The organism is Variovorax sp. 38R (assembly GCF_014843395.1).
In the GTDB taxonomy this organism is placed as follows: domain Bacteria; phylum Pseudomonadota; class Gammaproteobacteria; order Burkholderiales; family Burkholderiaceae_C; genus Variovorax; species Variovorax paradoxus_H.
Genome location: NZ_CP062121.1, coordinates 2,912,735 through 2,931,113 on the forward strand (window position 1 = coordinate 2,912,735; position 18,379 = coordinate 2,931,113).

Annotated in this window: 19 protein-coding genes; 14 read left to right on the forward strand and 5 right to left on the reverse strand. The window is 67.1% G+C overall.

Features of this window, described 5'->3' with window-relative positions; all coding sequences use genetic code 11:
* The first annotated feature begins 169 nt into the window (after nt 1-169).
* Nucleotides 170-1,567, forward strand: a complete 1,398-nt coding sequence (fumC, locus tag IG196_RS13255; RefSeq protein ID WP_192196520.1) for a class II fumarate hydratase — start codon at nt 170-172, stop codon at nt 1,565-1,567.
* Nucleotides 1,568-1,632: 65 nt separating this feature from the next.
* On the opposite strand, the gene IG196_RS13260 is transcribed toward fumC, so the two are convergent.
* On the reverse strand, nt 1,633-2,250 hold the full coding sequence (locus tag IG196_RS13260) for an NAD(P)-dependent oxidoreductase (RefSeq protein WP_192196521.1): 618 nt from the start codon (nt 2,248-2,250) through the stop codon (nt 1,633-1,635).
* A 107-nt stretch (nt 2,251-2,357) separates the two neighbouring features.
* Between IG196_RS13260 and IG196_RS13265 the strand changes: the two genes are divergently transcribed.
* Entirely contained in the window at nt 2,358-3,266 is a 909-nt protein-coding gene (locus IG196_RS13265) for a LysR family transcriptional regulator (protein WP_192196522.1), read from the forward strand.
* 6 nt (nt 3,267-3,272) lie between these two features.
* Here IG196_RS13265 and IG196_RS13270 read toward each other — a convergent pair whose 3' ends face one another.
* Nucleotides 3,273-3,908: a YqhA family protein gene (locus tag IG196_RS13270; RefSeq protein WP_192196523.1), complete on the reverse strand. Its 636-nt coding sequence runs from the start codon at nt 3,906-3,908 to the stop codon at nt 3,273-3,275.
* 151 nt (nt 3,909-4,059) lie between these two features.
* Between IG196_RS13270 and acs the strand changes: the two genes are divergently transcribed.
* Both acs and IG196_RS13280 read left to right on the forward strand, forming a co-directional pair.
* Nucleotides 4,060-6,057 carry an acetate--CoA ligase gene (gene acs, locus IG196_RS13275; protein ID WP_192196524.1) on the forward strand — a complete coding sequence of 666 codons (1,998 nt, stop codon included), beginning with the start codon at nt 4,060-4,062 and terminating at the stop codon, nt 6,055-6,057.
* Between the two features lie 198 nt (nt 6,058-6,255).
* Entirely contained in the window at nt 6,256-6,756 is a 501-nt protein-coding gene (locus IG196_RS13280) for a LapA family protein (protein ID WP_192196525.1), read from the forward strand.
* A gap of 34 nt (nt 6,757-6,790) precedes the next feature.
* On the opposite strand, the gene IG196_RS13285 is transcribed toward IG196_RS13280, so the two are convergent.
* Entirely contained in the window at nt 6,791-7,096 is a 306-nt protein-coding gene (locus IG196_RS13285) for a c-type cytochrome (protein ID WP_062482639.1), read from the reverse strand.
* A gap of 107 nt (nt 7,097-7,203) precedes the next feature.
* Between IG196_RS13285 and IG196_RS13290 the strand changes: the two genes are divergently transcribed.
* Nucleotides 7,204-7,461, forward strand: a complete 258-nt coding sequence (locus tag IG196_RS13290) for a TIGR04438 family Trp-rich protein (RefSeq protein WP_192196526.1) — start codon at nt 7,204-7,206, stop codon at nt 7,459-7,461.
* A gap of 46 nt (nt 7,462-7,507) precedes the next feature.
* Entirely contained in the window at nt 7,508-8,326 is an 819-nt protein-coding gene (locus tag IG196_RS13295; protein ID WP_192196527.1) for a DUF3592 domain-containing protein, read from the forward strand.
* Between the two features lie 7 nt (nt 8,327-8,333).
* Here the strand turns inward: IG196_RS13295 and ilvD are convergent, their stop codons facing one another.
* Nucleotides 8,334-10,028, reverse strand: coding sequence for a dihydroxy-acid dehydratase (ilvD, locus tag IG196_RS13300; protein WP_099796739.1), 1,695 nt, complete (start codon nt 10,026-10,028; stop codon nt 8,334-8,336).
* 107 nt (nt 10,029-10,135) lie between these two features.
* Between ilvD and IG196_RS13305 the strand changes: the two genes are divergently transcribed.
* Complete coding sequence (locus IG196_RS13305; protein WP_101492949.1) at nt 10,136-11,077, forward strand: LysR family transcriptional regulator; 942 nt, start codon at nt 10,136-10,138, stop codon at nt 11,075-11,077.
* 3 nt (nt 11,078-11,080) lie between these two features.
* Here the strand turns inward: IG196_RS13305 and IG196_RS13310 are convergent, their stop codons facing one another.
* Entirely contained in the window at nt 11,081-12,025 is a 945-nt protein-coding gene (locus IG196_RS13310; protein ID WP_192196528.1) for a LysR family transcriptional regulator, read from the reverse strand.
* Nucleotides 12,026-12,175: 150 nt separating this feature from the next.
* Between IG196_RS13310 and IG196_RS13315 the strand changes: the two genes are divergently transcribed.
* From IG196_RS13315 to IG196_RS13345, 7 genes are all read left to right on the forward strand, one after another.
* A complete protein-coding gene (locus IG196_RS13315) occupies nt 12,176-12,949 on the forward strand; it encodes an SDR family oxidoreductase (RefSeq protein WP_192196529.1) in 774 nt (257 codons plus the stop codon).
* Nucleotides 12,950-12,991: 42 nt separating this feature from the next.
* Nucleotides 12,992-13,261: a hypothetical protein gene (locus IG196_RS13320; protein WP_062480550.1), complete on the forward strand. Its 270-nt coding sequence runs from the start codon at nt 12,992-12,994 to the stop codon at nt 13,259-13,261.
* Nucleotides 13,262-13,318: 57 nt separating this feature from the next.
* Nucleotides 13,319-14,149 carry a prolipoprotein diacylglyceryl transferase gene (lgt, locus tag IG196_RS13325; protein WP_101492952.1) on the forward strand — a complete coding sequence of 277 codons (831 nt, stop codon included), beginning with the start codon at nt 13,319-13,321 and terminating at the stop codon, nt 14,147-14,149.
* A gap of 189 nt (nt 14,150-14,338) precedes the next feature.
* Nucleotides 14,339-15,007 (forward strand): GntR family transcriptional regulator, encoded by a 669-nt coding sequence (locus IG196_RS13330; RefSeq protein ID WP_101492953.1) that lies wholly within the window; start codon nt 14,339-14,341, stop codon nt 15,005-15,007.
* Between the two features lie 40 nt (nt 15,008-15,047).
* The gene (locus IG196_RS13335) at nt 15,048-16,514 is read left to right on the forward strand and encodes a malonyl-CoA decarboxylase (protein WP_192196530.1); all 1,467 of its coding nucleotides are present in this window, start codon (nt 15,048-15,050) and stop codon (nt 16,512-16,514) included.
* Nucleotides 16,515-16,607: 93 nt separating this feature from the next.
* Nucleotides 16,608-17,597 carry a Bug family tripartite tricarboxylate transporter substrate binding protein gene (locus IG196_RS13340; protein ID WP_101492955.1) on the forward strand — a complete coding sequence of 330 codons (990 nt, stop codon included), beginning with the start codon at nt 16,608-16,610 and terminating at the stop codon, nt 17,595-17,597.
* Nucleotides 17,594-18,376 (forward strand): enoyl-CoA hydratase/isomerase family protein, encoded by a 783-nt coding sequence (locus IG196_RS13345; protein WP_192196531.1) that lies wholly within the window; start codon nt 17,594-17,596, stop codon nt 18,374-18,376. The genes IG196_RS13340 and IG196_RS13345 overlap by 4 nt, the downstream gene beginning before the upstream one ends.
* Nucleotides 18,377-18,379 lie beyond the last annotated feature (3 nt).

The window sequence follows — 18,379 nt, forward strand, 5'->3', positions numbered from 1 at the left end:
ATCGTGTCTGTGGGACGGGGGCGAATGGCCTCGTCAGATGCGAGCCATTCTTATCGAGCCGATACTAGGGCCTGTTCACCCTATTTCTGGCGCCAGAAATAGGGTGAACAGGCCCTGACCGCGCCCGATGAGCGGCGCAACCATCCAAGACTGCGGAGCCATTTTTCTCATGACGACTTCTCCCAAGACCCGTGCCGAGCGCGACACCTTTGGCCCGATCGACGTGCCGGCCGACAAGCTGTGGGGCGCGCAAACGCAGCGCTCGCTGCAGAACTTCGACATCTCCGGCGAGCAGCAGCCGCGCGAAATCATCAAGGCGCTGGCCCAGGTCAAGCGCGCATCGGCCGTGGTCAACCACGCGCTGGGCCTGCAGGACGAGAAGAAGACGCAAGCCATCGTGGCCGCGGCTGACGAGGTCATCGCCGGCAAGCACCCGGGCGAGTTCCCGCTGGTGGTCTGGCAGACCGGCTCGGGCACGCAGAGCAACATGAACGTCAACGAGGTGCTGGCCAACCGCGCCAGCGAAATCCTCGGCGGCGAGCGCGGGGAAGGGCGCCTCGTGCACCCGAACGACGACGTGAACCGCAGCCAGTCGAGCAACGACGTGTTCCCGACCGCCATGCACGTGGCGGCCGTCGAGGCCATCACCCACAAGCTGCTGCCCGCCATCGCCAAGCTGCGTGGCACGCTGGCGAAGAAGGCGGAAGACTTCGCCGACATCGTGAAGATCGGCCGCACCCACCTGCAGGACGCCACGCCGCTCACGCTGGGCCAGGAGTTCTCGGGCTACGTGGCGCAGCTCGCGCACGGCGAGGCGCATGTGCGCGCCGCGCTGCCGCACCTGTGCGAACTGGCGCTGGGCGGCACGGCCGTCGGCACCGGGCTCAATGCGCCCAAGGGTTATGCGGAGCAGGTCGCGGCCGAACTGGCGAGGCTCACGAGCCTGCCGTTCGTCACCGCACCGAACAAGTTCGAAGCCATGGCCAGCGTCGATGCGCTGGTGCATGCCCACGGCGCGCTGAAGACGCTGGCCGCCAGCATGAACAAGATCGCCAACGACGTGCGCTGGCTCGCCAGCGGCCCGCGCAGCGGCATCGGCGAACTCAGCATTCCCGAGAACGAACCCGGCTCGTCGATCATGCCGGGCAAGGTCAACCCGACCCAGAGCGAAGCGGTCACGATGCTGGCCGCGCAGGTGTTCGGCAACGACGTGGCCATCAACATCGGCGGCGCCTCGGGCAACTTCGAGCTGAACGTGTTCCGCCCGATGGTGGCGCACAACTTCCTGCAGAGCGTGCGCCTGCTGGCCGACGGCATGGTGAGCTTCAACGACCACTGCGCCGTGGGCATCGAGCCGAACCGCGAACGCATCACCGAGCTGGTCCAGCGCTCGCTGATGCTGGTGACGGCGCTGAACATGCACATCGGCTACGACAAGTCGGCCTACATCGCGAAGAAGGCGCACAAGGAAGGCACGAGCCTGCGCGAAGCCGCGATTGCATCGGGGCATCTGACGGCCGAGCAGTTCGATGCGTGGGTGGTGCCGGAGAACATGACCGGTCGCTGATCCGTTCGGCAGCCCCCATAAAAAAAAGGACCCGCGAGGGTCCTTTTTCGTTGTTGGCCGGTCGATCAGTAGCCGATCGTGTAGCGCTGGCGCGAATGCGCGGGCTTCTCGAGTTCGTCGATGAACGCGATCGCGTAGTCCTCGAACGTGATCCAGCTGCGGCCTTCGGCGCTCACCAGCAGATCGTCGGTGCCAAGGCGGAACTTGCCCGTGCGCTCGCCTTCGACGAACTCGGCGGAGGGCGACAGGAAGGTCCAGTCGAGGTCTTTCTCGTTGCGCAGCGCGTCCAGGAACACGCCGCCGGCCGTGGCTTCGGCGCGGTAGGCGTCGGGGAAGTTCGGCGTGTCGATCACCTTCAGGCCGGGCGTCGCAAACAGGCTGCCGGCGCCGCCGACCACCAGCAGGCGCTTCACGCCCGCGCGCTTGACCGGCTCGATGACGGCTGCGGGCGGCACGGTGGCGAAGTGCGCGGCGCTGAACACGGCGTCATGGCCGGCCACGGCCTTTTCGAGGGCGGCGGCGTCGAGCGCGTCAGCGTCGACGGCCTTCACATTGGCACGGCCCGACAGCTTTTCGCTGGCCTTGCGCGCGATGGCGGTGACGGTGTGGCCGCGGCGCAGCGCTTCTTCGAGAAGGCGGCTGCCGGCGCGTCCGGTGGCTCCGATGATGGCGATGTGGCTCATGAGGGACTCCAGTCAAAAGGTTGGGAAGGGGATAACCTCATCTTAGGTTTCTGATTTCGAAAGAAATACCTCGAATTCCGCGCTTCTTTATTCCTAAAATCGTTCGAATGGACCGATTGAATGCAATGCGGGTGTTCGTCACCGTCGTGGATGCGGGCAGCCTTTCAGCCGCGGCCGACAAGCTCGACATGTCCCGCCCGGTGGTCACGCGCTACGTGGCCGAGCTGGAGCAATGGACCGGCGCACGCCTGCTGCACCGCACGACGCGCCGCCTGAGCCTCACGGCGGCGGGCGAAGAGCTGCTGCCGCGCTGCCGCCAGGTGCTCGAACTCGCCGGCGACATGCAGGCGGCGGTGCGCCATCCGGCCGAGGCGCCGAGCGGGCAGTTGCGCATCACCGCCAGCACCTCGTTCGCGCAGGCGCAGCTGGCCCGCGCGGTGGCCGACTACGTGCGGCGCTACCCGGGCGTGGCGGTCGACCTGGTGCTGCTCGATCGCGCGGTGAACCTGGTGGACGAGCGCATCGACCTCGCGATCCGCGTGTCGGCCGAGATCGACCCGAACCTCATCGCGCGCCGGCTCTCGGTGTGCCGCTCGGTGGTCTGTGCGACACCCGATTACCTGAAGGTGCACGGCCAGCCGCAGCGCGTGGAAGAGCTGGCGCAGCGCAACTGCCTCACGCATTCGTATTTCGGCCGCAGCCTCTGGAACTTCACGCGCAAGGCCGACGGCCAGCCGGTCTCGGTGGCCGTGGCCGGCAACCTCTCGACCAACGACGCGTCCAGCCTCATGGCGCTGGCGCGGGCCGGGGCGGGCATCGCGATGCTGCCCACCTATCTGACGTCGGGGTTGTTGCAATCGGGCGAGCTGGTGTCGCTCTTTCCCGATCACGAGCCGCAGGTGCTGGGGGTGTATGCGGTGTACGCCTCGCGCAAGCACATGCCGTCTGCGCTGCGCACCTTGCTCGATTTTCTGGCCGAGCGCTTCACCGAAGTGCCGGCCTGGGATGCGCCCTAGCGGGGCTCAGTGACGCGGGTTGGCTGCGGCCGCCTCGTTCATCAGCTTGTCGGTGTAAGCGATGGCCATGGCCGAGAACAGGAACGCGATGTGGATCACGGTCTGCGCGATCAGCACCTTGTCGGTGTAGTTGTCCGCGTTGATGAAGGTCTTGAGCAGGTGGATCGAGCTGATGCCGATGATGGCGGTGGCCAGCTTCACCTTGAGCACCGAGGCGTTCACGTGACTCAGCCACTCGGGCTGGTCCTGGTGGCCTTCGAGGTCCATGCGGCTCACGAAGGTCTCGTAGCCGCCCACGATCACCATGATCAGCAGGTTGGAGATCATCACCACGTCGATCAGCGCCAGCACCACCAGCATGATCACCGTCTCGTTGAGTGCGCCGACCGGTGCGGTGGTCTTGTAGCCGATGCTCGCGATGAGGGCCTGCAGCGCGTCCTTGTTGCCGAAGGCGGCTTCGACCAGGTGCAGCAGCTCGACCAGGAAGTGCACCACGTACACACCCTGTGCAACGATCAGTCCCAGGTACAGCGGCAGCTGCAGCCAGCGGCTCGCGAAGATGAGCCGGGGCAGGGGCTTCAGCGGGGAACTGCGCGCTGGTACGGGCGCGTTCCGGGCGTCGAAAGGATCGGGGGCGGACATGAAGTAAGAAGACAGATGTAAAAAGTCGGGCGATTTTAGAGGTCTCCCAGTGACGCACTCGTGATAACCCTGCGAACTAACATCGACCCCGTCAGTGGCCCGTAAGTGCGTGCCCCGACATTACGGCCGCATTCAATCAGGAGACAAGAGCATGAGCAGCGCATCGAAGAACATTGAATCCGTCCTCGTCGAGAACCGTGTGTTCCCGCCCGACGCCCGCGCCACCGAAGGCGCCCGCATTGCCAGCATGGCCGCCTATGAAGCGTTGTGCAAGGAAGCCGAACAGGACTTCGAAGGCTTCTGGACCCGGCTGGCCAAGGACAACCTCCAGTGGACCAAGCCTTTCACCCGCACCCTCGATGAATCGAAGGCGCCGTTCTACGAATGGTTCGGTGACGGCGAGCTCAATGCCAGCGCCAACTGCCTGGACAAACACATCGGCACCCCCGTCGAGAACAAGACCGCCATCGTCTTCGAAGCCGACGACGGCGCTGTCACCCGCGTCACCTACAAGGAACTGCTGGCCCGCGTGAGCCAGTTCGCCAATGCGCTCAAGGCGCAGGGCATCCAGAAGGGCGACCGCGTCATCATCTACATGCCGATGACCATCGAAGGCGTGGTCGCCATGCAGGCCTGTGCGCGCATCGGCGCCACCCACAGCGTGGTGTTCGGCGGCTTCTCGGCCAAGGCGCTGCAGGAACGCATCATCGATGCGGGCGCCGTGGCCGTCATCACCGCCAACTACCAGCTGCGCGGCGGCAAGGAGTTGCCGCTCAAGGCCATCGTGGACGACGGCATCGCGCTGGGGGGCTGCGACACGCTCAAGACCGTGCTCGTGTACGAGCGCACGCCCACCGCGTGGAACCGCGTCGAGGGCCGCGACAAGACCTTCACCGAAGCGCAGGCAGGGCAGAGCACCGAGTGTGCGCCGGTGCCGGTCAATGCCGAGCACCCGCTGTTCATCCTCTACACCTCGGGCTCCACCGGCAAGCCCAAGGGCGTGCAGCACGCCACCGGCGGCTACCTGCTGTGGGCCAAGCTCACGATGGACTGGACCTTCGACATCCGTCCCGAAGACATGTTCTGGTGCACCGCCGACATCGGCTGGATCACCGGCCACACCTACGTCGCCTACGGCCCGCTCGCGGCCGGCGCCACGCAGGTCGTGTTCGAAGGCATCCCGACCTTCCCGCACGCGGGCCGCTTCTGGGAAATGATCGAGAAGCACAAGGTCAGCGTGTTCTACACGGCGCCCACCGCGATCCGTTCGCTCATCAAGGCGGCCGAAGGCGACGAAAAAGTGCACCCGAAGAACTGGGACCTGACCAGCCTGCGCATCCTCGGTTCGGTCGGCGAGCCGATCAACCCCGAGGCGTGGATGTGGTACCACCGCAATATCGGCGGCGAACGCTGCCCGATCGTCGACACCTTCTGGCAGACCGAAACGGGCGGCCACGTCATCACGCCGCTGCCGGGCGCCACGCCGCTGGTGCCGGGCTCGTGCACCTTGCCGCTGCCGGGCATCATGGCCGCCATCGTCGACGAGACCGGCAAAGACCTGCCCAACGGCGCGGGCGGCATGCTGGTCATCAAGCGGCCCTGGCCCTCGATGATCCGCACCATCTGGAACGACCCCGAGCGCTTCAAGAAGAGCTACTTCCCCGAAGAGATGGGCGGCACCATTTACCTGGCCGGCGACGGCGCGGTGCGCAGTGCCGACCGCGGCTACTTCCGCATCACGGGCCGCATCGACGACGTGCTCAACGTGTCGGGCCACCGCCTGGGCACGATGGAAATCGAATCGGCGCTGGTGTCCAAGACCGACCTCGTGGCCGAAGCCGCGGTGGTGGGCCGTCCCGACGACGTGACGGGCGAAGCCGTGTGCGCCTTCGTCGTGCTCAAGCGCTCGCGCCCGACCGGCGAAGAGGCCAAGCAGATCGCCAACGAACTGCGCGCCTGGGTCGCCAAGGAAATCGGCCCCATCGCCAAGCCCAAGGACATCCGCTTCGGCGACAACCTGCCCAAGACGCGCAGCGGCAAGATCATGCGGCGTTTGCTGCGCAGCATTGCCAAGGGCGAGGCGATCACGCAGGACACGTCGACGCTGGAGAACCCGGCCATCCTCGATCAGTTGTCGGAAACGAACTGACCGCAAACGCGGCCGTCGCCTACCGATTCGGAACAGTTGTCACGAACTGGCTGTGGAGAGGTGTAGGACATGGCCGTTTGTGCAGCCGTGTGCACCAAAGCGGGCTCTTTGCTGAGGTAAAACCGATGTCGTCACCGCGCGCCATGACAGGCGCGCGGCTTTTGTCATCGTGACCGGTTGTTTGCAAGGAGGCGCCACATGGGCGTGAGATCCGCTTTTCTTTTTGTCATCGTGCTGCTCATCGCGGGGCTTGCCGCGCTGAACTGGGGCACGCTGTCGGCCTCCACCGATGTGTGGCTCGGCTTCATGAGCGTGTCGGCGCCGCTGGGGCTGATCATGCTGGGGCTCACGGCCGTGCTCGCGGCCTTCTTCCTCGTGTACGTGCTGTACCTGCACAGCTCGGTGCTGCTGGAGACCAAGCGCCACACGAAGGAAATGCAGACCCAGCGCGACCTCGCCGACAAGGCCGAGGCCTCGCGCTTCACCGAACTGCGCAACTTCCTCGAAGCGCAAGAGAAGCAGCACATGTCGCACAACGCCGACCGGCACACCGCGCTGCTGGCGCGGATGGAGCAACTGGAACGCGCGGTCAAGGCGCGTTCGGACCAGACCGACAACACGGTGGCCGCGCACATCGGGCAGCTCGAGGACCGCATCGAGCGCCGTCCGGTGCCCAGCGACATCAACCCGAGCATCTGACCGGGCGTGTCGCGCGCTTCGTTTCTTTTTCTGATTACTTCGTCGACAACACCCAGGCCGCAAGCTTCTTCGCATCGGCTTCGCTGACCTGGTTGTTGGCCGGCATCGGCACCGGGCCCCACACGCCCGAGCCGCCCTTGATGATCTTGGTGGCCAGCGTGTTGGCTGCGCCTTTGTCGTCCTTGTACTTGGCCGCGATGTCCTTGAACGACGGCCCGAGCACCTTGCGTTCGACCGCGTGGCAGCTCATGCAGTTTTTCGACGTGGCGAGGGCCAGGTCGGCAAAGGCGGGTGCCGCGAGGCCGAGGCCCAGGGCTGCCATCAACATCGTTCTTTTCATGGGGACTGTTTTCGTAAGGGCTGAGTTACATTCGATCCAACGCGATTGTAGGTAGCGCGGTGCACACGCACTGGCGGCGATACCGACCAACTCGGAGGGTATTCGCGATGTGGTTTCTGCTCTTGGGCCTGCTTGGCATAGCCCTCAAATATTTCGAAATGGGCATGGTCGCCGGCTGGAGCTGGTGGATCGTGCTGAGCCCGTTCGCGCTGGCCCTGGCATGGTGGGCCTGGGCCGATTCGTCGGGCTACACGAAGCGCAAGGTCATCGAGCGCGAAGAGCGCCGCAAGCAGGCGCGCATCGACCGCCAGAAGACCAACATGGGCCTTCGCACCAGCAACGGGCAACAGCGCCCGCGCCGCTGACCACGCGGCTCCGTCACCCGCGCCGCATGCCATTAGGACGCGCGCCATGGACGACGAAGCCGCCACCCACGCCTTGCTCGTCTTCGGGCTGTCGCTGCTGGTCGGACCGGCCGTCGGCGCGCTGGTCGGGCGCTTCAAGACTTTCTTCTGGGGTGCCGGCATTGGTGCACTGCTGATCGGCTGCGCCGGCCTGTACGGCGCGGTCACGGTGGGCTGGCAGCGATACCAGTCGATCGCGGGCACGGCCCCCACGCAAGGCAGCCTGGTCGAGTTCGTGGAAGAGCGCAGCAAGGACAGCAAGGGCTACGTCACGACCACGCGTGCGCCCGTCGTCGAATACACCGCCGGCGATGGGCAGAAACGCCGCGTCAAAGGGCTCGGTGGCAGCCTGTCGGACAAGGAGTGGGGCGATGCGGTCGAGGTGCGCTACAGCACCGCTGACCCCGCCCAGGCCCTGGTGGCCGACTTCCAGAACATGTGGGGCATTGTCTGGGGGCTCGGCCTCTTCGGCGGCTTTCCGACGATGTTCGGCCTGTTCTTCACCGGCATGGCGCTCAAGGAAGGCCGCAAGGGCCAGCCGGCGCCGGTGCGCGAGCCGACACCCACACAGAAGAGATGGCGCACACGCGGCACGGTGCTGGCGAACGTGGTGTTCCTCGCCGGCTTTGCGCTGGTGTTTCTCTATCCCGACCCGAGCGCGATGAAGCAGTTCGGCGCGGGTTTTCTCACCATCGGCGCGGGGGCGCTGCTGCACTTCGTCGTGCAGAGCTTTCCCCCGGCGATGGATTTCGAAGCCCGAGCCATCTTCGCGATCGTCGGCCTGGGCTTTGCTGCCTTCGGCTACGGCGCGTGGATGATGGGCTGAGTTCGTCTTAGAACTTGTCGAGCACCGCGCCCGAGCTCGCACTCGAAGCGTTGAACGCGAACTTGGCCTGCACACCGCGCGTGTAGCGCGGTGCCGGGGCCTTCCAGCCTTCGCGGCGCTTGGCGATCTCGGCTTCGGGCACGTTCAGTTCGAGCACCAGCTTGTGCGCGTCGATGGTGATCGAGTCGCCTTCGTTCACGAACGCGATGGTGCCGCCCGCTGCCGCTTCGGGCGCGACGTGGCCGACCACCATGCCCCAGGTGCCGCCCGAGAAGCGGCCATCGGTGATGAGGCCGACGCTTTCGCCGAGGCCCGCACCGATCAGCGCGCCCGTGGGGGCCAGCATTTCCGGCATGCCCGGGCCGCCCTTGGGGCCGAGGTAGCGCAGCACCATCACGTCGCCGGCGACGATCTTGCCGGCCAGGATGGCCTGCAGCGCCGACTGTTCGTCGTCGAACACGCGCGCCGGTCCGGTGATGACGGGGTTCTTCAGGCCGGTGATCTTGGCGACCGCGCCTTCAGGCGACAGGTTGCCCTTCAGGATCGCCAGGTGGCCTTCGTCGTACATCGGCTTGTCGATCGGGCGGATCACGTCCTGATCGGCGCGCGGCACATCGGGCACGTCCTTCAGCACTTCTTCGATGGTCTGGCCGCTGATGGTGATGCAGTCGCCATGCAGCAGGCCGGCCTTCAGGAGCACCTTCATGACCTGCGGAATGCCGCCGGCCTGGTGCAGATCGACCGCGAGGTACTTGCCCGAAGGCTTCAGGTCGCACAGCACGGGCACCTTCTTGCGCATGCGCTCGAAGTCGTCGATGGTCCATTCGACTTCGGCCGCGTGCGCGATCGCCAGGAAGTGCAGCACCGCGTTGGTCGAGCCGCCGGTGGCCATGATCACGGCCACGGCGTTCTCGATGGCCTTCTTGGTCACGATGTCGCGCGGCTTCAGGTCTTTCTTGATCGCCTCGATCAGCACCTTGGCCGATTCCTTGGCCGAGTTGGCCTTCTCGTCGTGCGGGTTCGCCATGGTCGACGAGTAGGGCAGCGAGATGCCCAGCGCCTCGAACGCGCTGGACATGGTGTTGGCCGTGTACATGCCGCCGCACGAGCCCGTGCCGGGAATGGCGCGCTTCTCGATTTCGTGCAGGTCTTCGTCGCTCATGTTGCCGGCGGCGTTCTGGCCCACGGCTTCGAACACGCTCACGATGTTCAGGTCTTGCCCCTTGTAGCGGCCCGGCAGGATGGTGCCGCCATAGACGTAGATGGCGGGCACGTTGGCGCGCAGCATGCCCATGAGGCCGCCGGGCATGTTCTTGTCGCAGCCGCCGACCACGAGCACGCCGTCCATCCACTGGCCGCCGACGCAGGTCTCGATGCAGTCGGAGATGACTTCGCGGCTCACCAGCGAGTACTTCATGCCTTCGGTGCCCATGGCCATGCCGTCGGAAATGGTGGGGGTGCCGAACACCTGCGCGTTGCCGCCGGCTTCCTCGATGCCCTCGATGGCCGCGTCGGCCAGCTTCTGCAGGCCCGAGTTGCAGGGCGTGATCGTGCTGTGGCCGTTGGCGACGCCGACCATCGGCTTCTTGAAGTCGCCTTCCTCGTAGCCCATGGCGTAGAACATCGAGCGGTTGGGGGCGCGGCTCTTGCCTTCGGTGATGTTCGCGCTGCGGCGATTGATCTGGATGGTCTTGGTGTCCATGGTGTCTCTTCTGTCGTGGGGAGATCGTGAGGGGGAAGCGCCAAGTATCGGACTTCTGATTGATTGGTTCCAATCCAATTTGAAGCATGGATTGATATGCTTGGCCTATGAATGAAGCCCTCATCGACCTGCGTGCCTGGCGCCAGTTCGTGGCCGTGGCCGAAGAACTGCACTTCGGTCGCGCCGCCCTGCGCCTGCACATGACGCAGCCGCCGGTCACGCAGGCCATTGCCCAGCTCGAGAAAACGCTGGGCGTGGTGCTGTTCGACCGCACGCGCCGCCGCGTGGCGCTCACGCCGGCCGGCGAGGCGCTGCTGCCCGACGTGCGCGAGCTGCTGGCGCGCGCGCAGGCGTTGCCGGCGCGGGCGCGGGCGGCGGCGGCGGGGCAGGTGGGGCGCGTGCGCATCGCCTTCGTCTCGACGGTCGGCTTCGAGCAGCTGCCGGCCTGGGTGCGCGAATTCCGGGTGCTCTGCCCCGAGGTCGCGCTGGAGCTGGTGGAGGCGACCGGCGACGTGCAGCTCGAAGCCTTCGCGCGCGGCGAGATCGACGCCGGCCTGATGCTGCATTCGCCGGGCGCCGCGCCGCCGGGGCTGGCCTGCCTGCCGGTCGAGGTGGAGCCGCTGGTGCTCGCGCTGCCGGCCCAGCACCGGCTGGCCGAGGCGCGGCCCGTGCCGCTGGCCGAGGTGCTGGACGAGCCGCTGGTGATCTTTCCGCGCCGCATCGTGCCCTCGCTGCACGACGCGATCTTCGACCTGTATCACGCGGCCGGGCGCACGCCGCAGGTGGCGCAGGAGGCAATCCAGATGCAGACCATCGTCAACCTCGTGTCGGGCGGCATCGGCGCGGCCTGGGTGCCGCACAGCGTGATGCAGTTCCGGCGCGCGGGCGTGGTCTACCGGCAGGTCCACGAGTTCAAGGGCGTGGGGCGCCGCCGCGTGACCCTACCGGTGTGCGAGACCAGCCTCGTGTGGCCCGCGCAGGCCTCGCATCCGGCGCTGGCGCGCTTCGTGGCCTTCGTGCGCGAGCGGGCCGGGCGCGTGCCGGCGTAAGGCTCAGGGGCTGCGCGACGCCCGGCCGGCGGGTGAGGGCGAGGGCGCATCGAGCGAGGCCGCCAGTAACCCGTCGAGCCAGCTCGCGAAAGCCTGCACGCGCCGCGACAGATTGCGCCGGTGCGGATAGACGAGGTGCACCGGCAGCGGCTCGGCGCGCGCGTCGGGCAGAACCTCGACCAGCTCGCCGGCCACCAGGTGCGCGCGCACGTCGTAGGCCGGAATCTGGATCAGCCCCAGCCCGGCCAGCGCACACGCGATGTAGGTCTCGGCGTTGTTCGCCGCCACGCGGCTGCGCAGCCGCAGCGTCTGGGTCTCGCCATCGCGCAGCCGCCATTCCCAGGGCGCGGCACGGCCGCTGGTGGGCGAGGCGTAGTTGATCGCGAAGTGCTGCGGCAGGTCGGTCGGTGTGCGCGGCGTGCCGTGCTGCGCGAGGTAGGCCGGGCTCGCGCAGTTGATGAGCGTGAAATGCCCCAGCGGCCGGGCGACGAGGCTGCTGCTGGCGAGCGGGCCGACGCGCAGGGCGCAGTCCACGCCTTCGAGCACGAGGTCGACCGCGCGGTCGCTGGAACCGAGTTCCAGTTCGACCGCCGGGTGGCGCGCAAAGAAGTCCGGCAGCGCCGGCGCGATCAGCAGGCGCGCGATGCGGCTCGGCACATCGACCTTCAGCCGTCCGCTCACGCTGCTGTGCGCGGGCTGGAACTGCTGCTCCATGTCTTCCATGTCGGCCACCAGCCCGCGGGCCCGTTCGAGCAGCACCTCGCCGTCGGGCGTGAGGCCTACGCGGCGCGTGGTGCGGTGCAGCAGGCGCGAGCCCAGGCGCGCCTCGAGCTGCTGGATGGCAGTCGAGATGGTGGCGCGCGGCAGGGCGAGCCGGTCGGCGGCGCGCGTGAAGCTACCGGTTTCGGCCACGCGCAAAAAGACCTGAAGGAGTTCGATGCGGTCCATGGCGGCGTGGCTGATTGTTCGTGATTTTCAGAACAGTCTAGCTTTGAATGAATGATTTATCTGCAACTTGGCGATCAATAGACTGGCTGCTCGGTCACACATCCCGACCCGGGTCTTTCGGGTTTTTCATTCACTCAGAGGAGTTCATCCATGTCCGCACGCACGCTCACGAACAAGGTCGCCGTCATCGCCGGCGGTGGCAAGAACCTCGGTGCCCTCATCGCCCATCTGCTGGTCGACGGCGGCGCCCGCGGCATCGCCATCCACTACAACAGCGACAGCTCGCGCGCCGAGGCCGAGCAAACGGCCGCCGCGCTGAAGGCCAAGGGCGCCGACACGTTGCTGGTGCAGGGCGACCTCGCGGTGGTCGAGAACAACGTGACGCTGTTCGACCAGGCCGTGAAGCACTTCGGCCAGGTCGACCTGGCGATCAACACGGCGGGCGTGGTGATCAAGAAGCCGATCCTGGACATCACCGAGGCCGACTACGACAAGAGCTTCGACGCCAATTCCAAGGCGGCCTTCTTCTTCATCCAGCAGGCCGGCCGCACCATGGCCGACGGCGGCAGCATCGTGACGCTGGTGAGCTCGCTGCTCGCGGCCTACACGCCGTTCTATGCGATCTACCCGGCGGCCAAGGCGGCGGTGGAGCACTTCACGCGCGCGGCCTCCAAGGAGTTCGGCGAGCGCGGCATCTCGGTGAATGCCATCGGCCCGGGCCCGATGGACACGCCGTTCTTCTACGGCCAGGAAAGCCCCGAGGCCGTGGCGTACCACAGCACTGCCGCCGCGCTCAGCAAGTACTCGAAGAAGGGCCTCACCGACATCGAGGACATCGCGCCCATCGTGCGCTTCCTGGTCACCGAGGGCTGGTGGATCACGGGTCAGACGATCTTCGCCAACGGTGGCTACACCACGCGCTGATCCGGCAACATCGGGCACGATCAATCCAGGAGGACAACGCAGATGCACACAGTCATGGTGATGGGCGGCGGCTTCGCGCTGCTGGTGGTGTTTCTTCTGGCCGGCCGCTTCATGGGCGACGGCTCGTCGATGGCGCTGGCCGCGGCGGCCAAGTGGTTCATTCCGGCGTGGTTCGTCGGCGCGGGCATCAACATGGCCGTGGGCGTGCTCAAGGCCGGGTACTCGGTGGCCGAGGAACTGCCGATCTTCCTGTTCATCTTCGCGGTGCCCGCTTTGGTGGCGGGGCTGCTGTGGTGGAAGTTCGGGCGCTGACATTGCCCTGAATGCCCCCGTGCCGGCGGCGTCATCGCGCCACGGCACAATCGTCGGATGCTCATGTATCCGCAGATCAATCCCGTCGCTTTGCAGCTGGGTCCGGTGGCCATTCACTGGTACGGCCTGACCTACCTGGCGGCCTTCGCGCTGTTTTACTTTCTCGGCACGCGCCGCCTGCGCCACGAGCCGTTCCGCTCGCTGGCCACGGCCGGCGTGTGGCAACGCAAGGACATCGAGGACATCCTGTTCCTCGGCGTCATGGGCGTGATCGTCGGTGGCCGGCTCGGCTACTGCCTGTTCTACAAGCCCGAGTACTACCTCACGCACCCGCTCGAGATCCTGTATGTGTGGCAGGGCGGCATGAGCTTCCACGGCGGCCTGCTCGGCGTGGTCGGCGCCATGGTGTGGTTTGCGCGCTCGCGTGCGCGGCCGTTCTGGCAGGTGATGGACTTCGTTGCGCCCTGCGTGCCGACCGGCCTGGCCGCGGGCCGCGTGGGCAACTTCATCAACGGCGAGCTGTGGGGCCGTTTCAGCAGCCCCGACCTGCCGTGGGGCATGGTGTTTCCGCAAAGCGGCTCGACGCTGCCGCGCCACCCGTCGCAGGTCTACCAGTTTCTGCTCGAAGGCCTGTTGCTGTTCGTCGTGATGTGGCTTTACGCGCGCAAGGAGCGCAAGCAGGGGCAGGTCGCCGCCGTGTTCCTCATCGGCTATGGCGTGCTGCGCTTCGTGGCTGAGTACTTTCGCGAGCCGGACGATTTCCTGGGCCTGCGCGCGCTCAGCCTGAGCCAGGGGCAGTGGCTCAGCGTGCCGATGGTGATCGGCGGCATCGCGCTGTGGATCTGGTTCGGCCGCGCTGGCAAGACCGGCAGCACCGCGCGCGCCTGACCCTTCGCACCCCGCACAACGCGGCGCAGCACCTTCGGGTGCGCGCCGTTTTTTTTCGTCCGTCTCAGGGTAATTCCGGGGCGCAAGGGCATGGCGTGGCCCTTGCATTGCGTTAACCGTCCACTCACAATTATGCGTAATTACAGGAAATTACGCGAAACGCTCACCAACTTTCCGAGTCTTCAACGCATGCGCCTGGTCCCCAATTCCCTCCACGACGAAGTCGCCGCCACCCTGCGCGAGCAGATCTTTGACGGCACGCTGGCGCCCGGCAGTTTCGTGGACGAGGCGGCCCTGTGCGAGCGGCTGTCGATCTCGCGCACGCCGTTGCGCGAGGCGCTGAAGGTGCTCACGGCCGAAGGCCTGCTGCGCCACGAGCCGCGCCGCGGCTGTTTCGTGAACGAGGTGACCGAGCGCGATCTCGACGAGATCTTTCCGGTCATCGCGCTGCTCGAAGGACGCTGCGCCTACGAGGCCGCGCGCAACGCCAGCGACGCCGAGCTGAACGAGCTCGACGCATTGCACGAGCGCCTGGTGCGCCACGCCAAGGCGCGGCGCATCAACGACTACTACGCCACCAACCACATCATTCACGAGGCGATCATCAAGCTCGCCGACAACAAGTGGCTGGCGCAGGTGATCGGCGACCTGCGCAAGATATTGAAGCTTGCGCGGCTGCAACAGCTGCACGCGCCGGGGCGGCTCGACCAGAGCCTGTCGGAGCACCTGGCCGTGTTCGCCGCGCTCAAGGCGCGCGACAGCGAAGGCGCCGACGCCGCCATGCGCACCCACATGACGCGCCAGCGCGAAGCATTGCGCGAAGTCATGCAACAGCAGAAATCCCGGGTGATGCCGTGACACGCACCACCCTTGCAACCAACGGCACAGGAGCAGATCGATGAGTGCGACCGAGTGGTTCCAGGCGCGCCTGCGCATGGGCGAATCGTCCAAGGTCCCCGTGGCGAGCAATGGCGCCACGAAGGGCTCGGCCCGCCACACGCCCAAGCCCAGCGCCCGCACCACCGCCGAGCGGCTGCTGGCCACGCTGCGCAAGGCCGACGAGGCGCTGTCGCCGCGCACACTGCGCCGCGTGCTGGCCGAGTTGCAGGCCGTGATCGATCCGCGCGTGAGCGAGGTCGAGGGCGGCCGCCGCGCCCATGCCATCGCGCAGGCCTACGCCGGCGCCTCGCCCGAAGAACGCCGCGACTACTGGGCGCTCATGAGCGAGCATTTCGCCGCCGACGCGGGCAAGCTCAACAGCGCGCGCGACCAGCACCAGACCGCCGTCGGCACGCCCGACGAAGGGCAGGCCGAACTGCGCCTGCGCCGCGCGCTGGTGTCGCCGCGCATGCGGCTGCTGCAGCGCTTCGCGGTCGAGCCCGGCGGCATGCGCTTCCTGGTCGACCTGCGCGCCGATCTGCTGCCGTGCCTGAAGTCCGACAAGCGCCTGCTCGCGCTCGAGGCCGAACTGGAACACCTGTTTTCCACCTGGTTCGACGTTGCGTTCCTCGAGTTGCGCCGCATCGACTGGAACTCGCCGGCCTCGCTGATTGAGAAGCTCATCCGCTACGAGGCGGTGCACGACATCAAGAGCTGGTCCGACGTGAAGAACCGGCTCGACGACAGCGACCGCCGCTGCTACGGCTTCTTTCATCCGCGCCTGCCGAACGAGCCGCTCATCTTTGTCGAGGTGGCGCTGGTCGACCGCATCAGCGAAGGCATCGTGCCGTTGCTCGACGAAGCCGCCGTGCCGGTGCAGCCGGCCAAGGCGACCACTGCGATCTTCTATTCGATCAGCAACACGCAAACTGGCCTGCGCGGCGTGAGCTTCGGCGACTCGCTCATCAAGCGCGTGGTCGAGACCCTGCAGGACGAGCTGCCGCGCCTGAAGACCTTCGCCACGCTGTCGCCCATTCCGGGCCTGCGCACGTGGCTCGCCAAGAACGCCGCCGAGCTGCTGCCGCGCCTGGACGAGAAGCGCGAAGCCGAACTCGGCCGCCTCGTCGGCTCGGTGCCGCCGACGGCCGAGCGCTTGCTCGCTGCAGTCGATGCGGCCGCTGAGCTCGACGCGAAATCGCCGCTGCGCCAGTGGCTGCTGCAGGTCGCCGCCGAGTACCTGGGCCGCACGCTGGTCGACGGCACGCCGGCCGATCCGGTGGCGCGCTTCCACCTCGGCAACGGCGCGCGCGTCGAGCGGCTCAACTGGGCCGGCGACCCGTCGGCCAAGGGGCTCAAGCAGTCGTATGGCCTCATGGTCAATTACCTGTACGACCTCAAGCGCTTGGACCGCCATCGCACCTGGCTGGCCGAAGGCAAGATCGCAGTTTCGGGAGACATCGAAGGCCTGTTTCTCAAAAAAGGCTGAGTCCGTTCGCTTCGCCGCGGCAGCGCTGCGGCCCGCACCTTGACCGCCGGAGGGCGGCAACTTCCACAACGACGACGACAGGAGACAAGACAGATGACGCAACAGAGTTTTCAACGACGCGATGTGCTGCGCGTCGCCGCCGCTGCCGGGGCCGTGGCCCTTTGCGGTGGTGCGCGCGCCCAAGGCTGGCCGACCAAGCCAGTGACCATGGTGGTGCCGTTCCCGGCCGGCGGAGGCACCGACGCCTTCGCGCGCCCGCTGTCGGCCCAGTTCTCACGTGCGGCAGGCCAGACGCTGGTCATCGACAACCGCGGCGGCGCCGGCGGCACCGTGGGCGCGAGCATCGCGGCCAAGCTGCCGGCCGACGGCTACTCGCTCTTCATGGGGGCCGTGCACCACGCCATCGCACCGTCGATCTACCCCAAGCTCGACTACGACCTCGAGAAAGACTTCGTGCCCCTGATGCTGCTGGCCAACGTGCCGCAGGTGGTGGTGGTCAACCCGAAGCGGGTGCAGGCCGCGACCATCCAGGAGCTGATTGCCACGGTCAAGCGCAACCCCGGCAAGCTCAACTACGGCTCGGCCGGCTCGGGCACCTCGCACCACCTCGCGGGCGAGCTGTTCAAGCTGCAGACCGGCACCTTCATCACCCACATTCCGTACCGCGGCGCGGGCCCGGCGCTGTCCGACCTGATCGCGGGCAACGTCGACCTGATGTTCGACGGCCTCGGTTCTTCCGCGCAGCACATCAAGGGCGGCCGCATCAAGGCGCTCATGGTCGCCGGCGCCAAGCGCAACCCCGCGTTCCCCGACGTGCCCTGCGCCGCCGAAGTGGGCCTGCCCGACTACACCGTCACCACCTGGTACGGCCTGTGGGCGCCCAAGGGCACGCCGGCCGAAGCGCAGACGCAGATCATCGACACGATGAAGAAGGCGCTCGGCACCGACGAGCTGAAAGCCATCTGGGCCCAGAACGGCTCCGAGATTCCGAACGTCACGAACGCCGCCTACGGCCGCTTCGTCAACGCCGAGATCAAGCGATGGGCGACCGTCGTGAAGGCCTCGGGCGCCAAGCTCGAATGAGCGATCGGCAGGTCTCGCTGCGCCGCGAAGGCGCCGTGGCGGTCGTCACGCTGTCGAACCCGGGGCGCCTCAATGCGATGACGCGCGCGATGTGGCGCGAGCTGCGTGCGGTGTTCGACGGGCTGCACAGCGACACCGCGCTGCGCTGCGTCGTCGTGCGCGGGGAAGGCGGTGCCTTCTGCGCGGGCGGCGACATCTCCGAGTACCCCTCGTTCCGCTTCGAGGAAGCGAGCCTGCGCGAGTTTCACGAGAACGAAGTCTGGGCCGCGCTGCAGGCGATGCTCGACTGCCCGTTGCCGCTGGTGGCGCAAATCGAAGGCGCCTGCATGGGCGCCGGTGTCGAAATCGCCAGCTGCTGCGACATCCGCCTGGCCGGTGCGTCGTCGAAGTTCGGCGCGCCGATCGCGAAGCTGGGCTTTCCGATGGCGCCGCGCGAAGCCGCGCTGGTGCATGGCGCCATCGGCGACGTGCTGGCGCGCGACATGCTGCTGGCCGCGGGCGTGCACGGCGCGCAACGGCTGTACGACGCAGGCTTTCTGCTGCACGTGCTGCCCGACACCGAAGTGCCGGCTGCCGCGCAGGCGCATGCGTCGCGCATCGCGGCGCTCTCGCCTCAGGCAGCGCGCCTGCACAAGGCCACCTTCACCGCACTGAAGCGCGGCGGCGCGGCGGCACAGCAGCTGCTGGCCACCGCGTATGACTATGCCGACACCGCCGAGCACCGCGAAGGCATCGATGCCTTCCTGGCCAAGCGCCCTCCGAATTTCCGCTCTTCCTGAGCC

What these genes read in the sequence shown, in the direction of transcription:
- IG196_RS13280 (WP_192196525.1), top strand. Translation starts at nt 6,256, where the DNA reads ATGGGCGTGAGATCCGCTTTTCTTTTTGTCATCGTGCTGCTCATCGCG.
- IG196_RS13260 (WP_192196521.1), bottom strand. Translation starts at nt 2,250, where the DNA reads ATGAGCCACATCGCCATCATCGGAGCCACCGGACGCGCCGGCAGCCGC.
- IG196_RS13345 (WP_192196531.1), top strand. Translation starts at nt 17,594, where the DNA reads ATGAGCGATCGGCAGGTCTCGCTGCGCCGCGAAGGCGCCGTGGCGGTC.
- IG196_RS13320 (WP_062480550.1), top strand. Translation starts at nt 12,992, where the DNA reads ATGCACACAGTCATGGTGATGGGCGGCGGCTTCGCGCTGCTGGTGGTG.
- IG196_RS13330 (WP_101492953.1), top strand. Translation starts at nt 14,339, where the DNA reads ATGCGCCTGGTCCCCAATTCCCTCCACGACGAAGTCGCCGCCACCCTG.
- IG196_RS13265 (WP_192196522.1), top strand. Translation starts at nt 2,358, where the DNA reads ATGGACCGATTGAATGCAATGCGGGTGTTCGTCACCGTCGTGGATGCG.
- fumC (WP_192196520.1), top strand. Translation starts at nt 170, where the DNA reads ATGACGACTTCTCCCAAGACCCGTGCCGAGCGCGACACCTTTGGCCCG.
- IG196_RS13315 (WP_192196529.1), top strand. Translation starts at nt 12,176, where the DNA reads ATGTCCGCACGCACGCTCACGAACAAGGTCGCCGTCATCGCCGGCGGT.
- IG196_RS13295 (WP_192196527.1), top strand. Translation starts at nt 7,508, where the DNA reads ATGGACGACGAAGCCGCCACCCACGCCTTGCTCGTCTTCGGGCTGTCG.
- IG196_RS13335 (WP_192196530.1), top strand. Translation starts at nt 15,048, where the DNA reads ATGAGTGCGACCGAGTGGTTCCAGGCGCGCCTGCGCATGGGCGAATCG.
- IG196_RS13340 (WP_101492955.1), top strand. Translation starts at nt 16,608, where the DNA reads ATGACGCAACAGAGTTTTCAACGACGCGATGTGCTGCGCGTCGCCGCC.
- IG196_RS13290 (WP_192196526.1), top strand. Translation starts at nt 7,204, where the DNA reads ATGTGGTTTCTGCTCTTGGGCCTGCTTGGCATAGCCCTCAAATATTTC.
- acs (WP_192196524.1), top strand. Translation starts at nt 4,060, where the DNA reads ATGAGCAGCGCATCGAAGAACATTGAATCCGTCCTCGTCGAGAACCGT.
- IG196_RS13270 (WP_192196523.1), bottom strand. Translation starts at nt 3,908, where the DNA reads ATGTCCGCCCCCGATCCTTTCGACGCCCGGAACGCGCCCGTACCAGCG.
- IG196_RS13310 (WP_192196528.1), bottom strand. Translation starts at nt 12,025, where the DNA reads ATGGACCGCATCGAACTCCTTCAGGTCTTTTTGCGCGTGGCCGAAACC.
- ilvD (WP_099796739.1), bottom strand. Translation starts at nt 10,028, where the DNA reads ATGGACACCAAGACCATCCAGATCAATCGCCGCAGCGCGAACATCACC.
- lgt (WP_101492952.1), top strand. Translation starts at nt 13,319, where the DNA reads ATGCTCATGTATCCGCAGATCAATCCCGTCGCTTTGCAGCTGGGTCCG.
- IG196_RS13305 (WP_101492949.1), top strand. Translation starts at nt 10,136, where the DNA reads ATGAATGAAGCCCTCATCGACCTGCGTGCCTGGCGCCAGTTCGTGGCC.
- IG196_RS13285 (WP_062482639.1), bottom strand. Translation starts at nt 7,096, where the DNA reads ATGAAAAGAACGATGTTGATGGCAGCCCTGGGCCTCGGCCTCGCGGCA.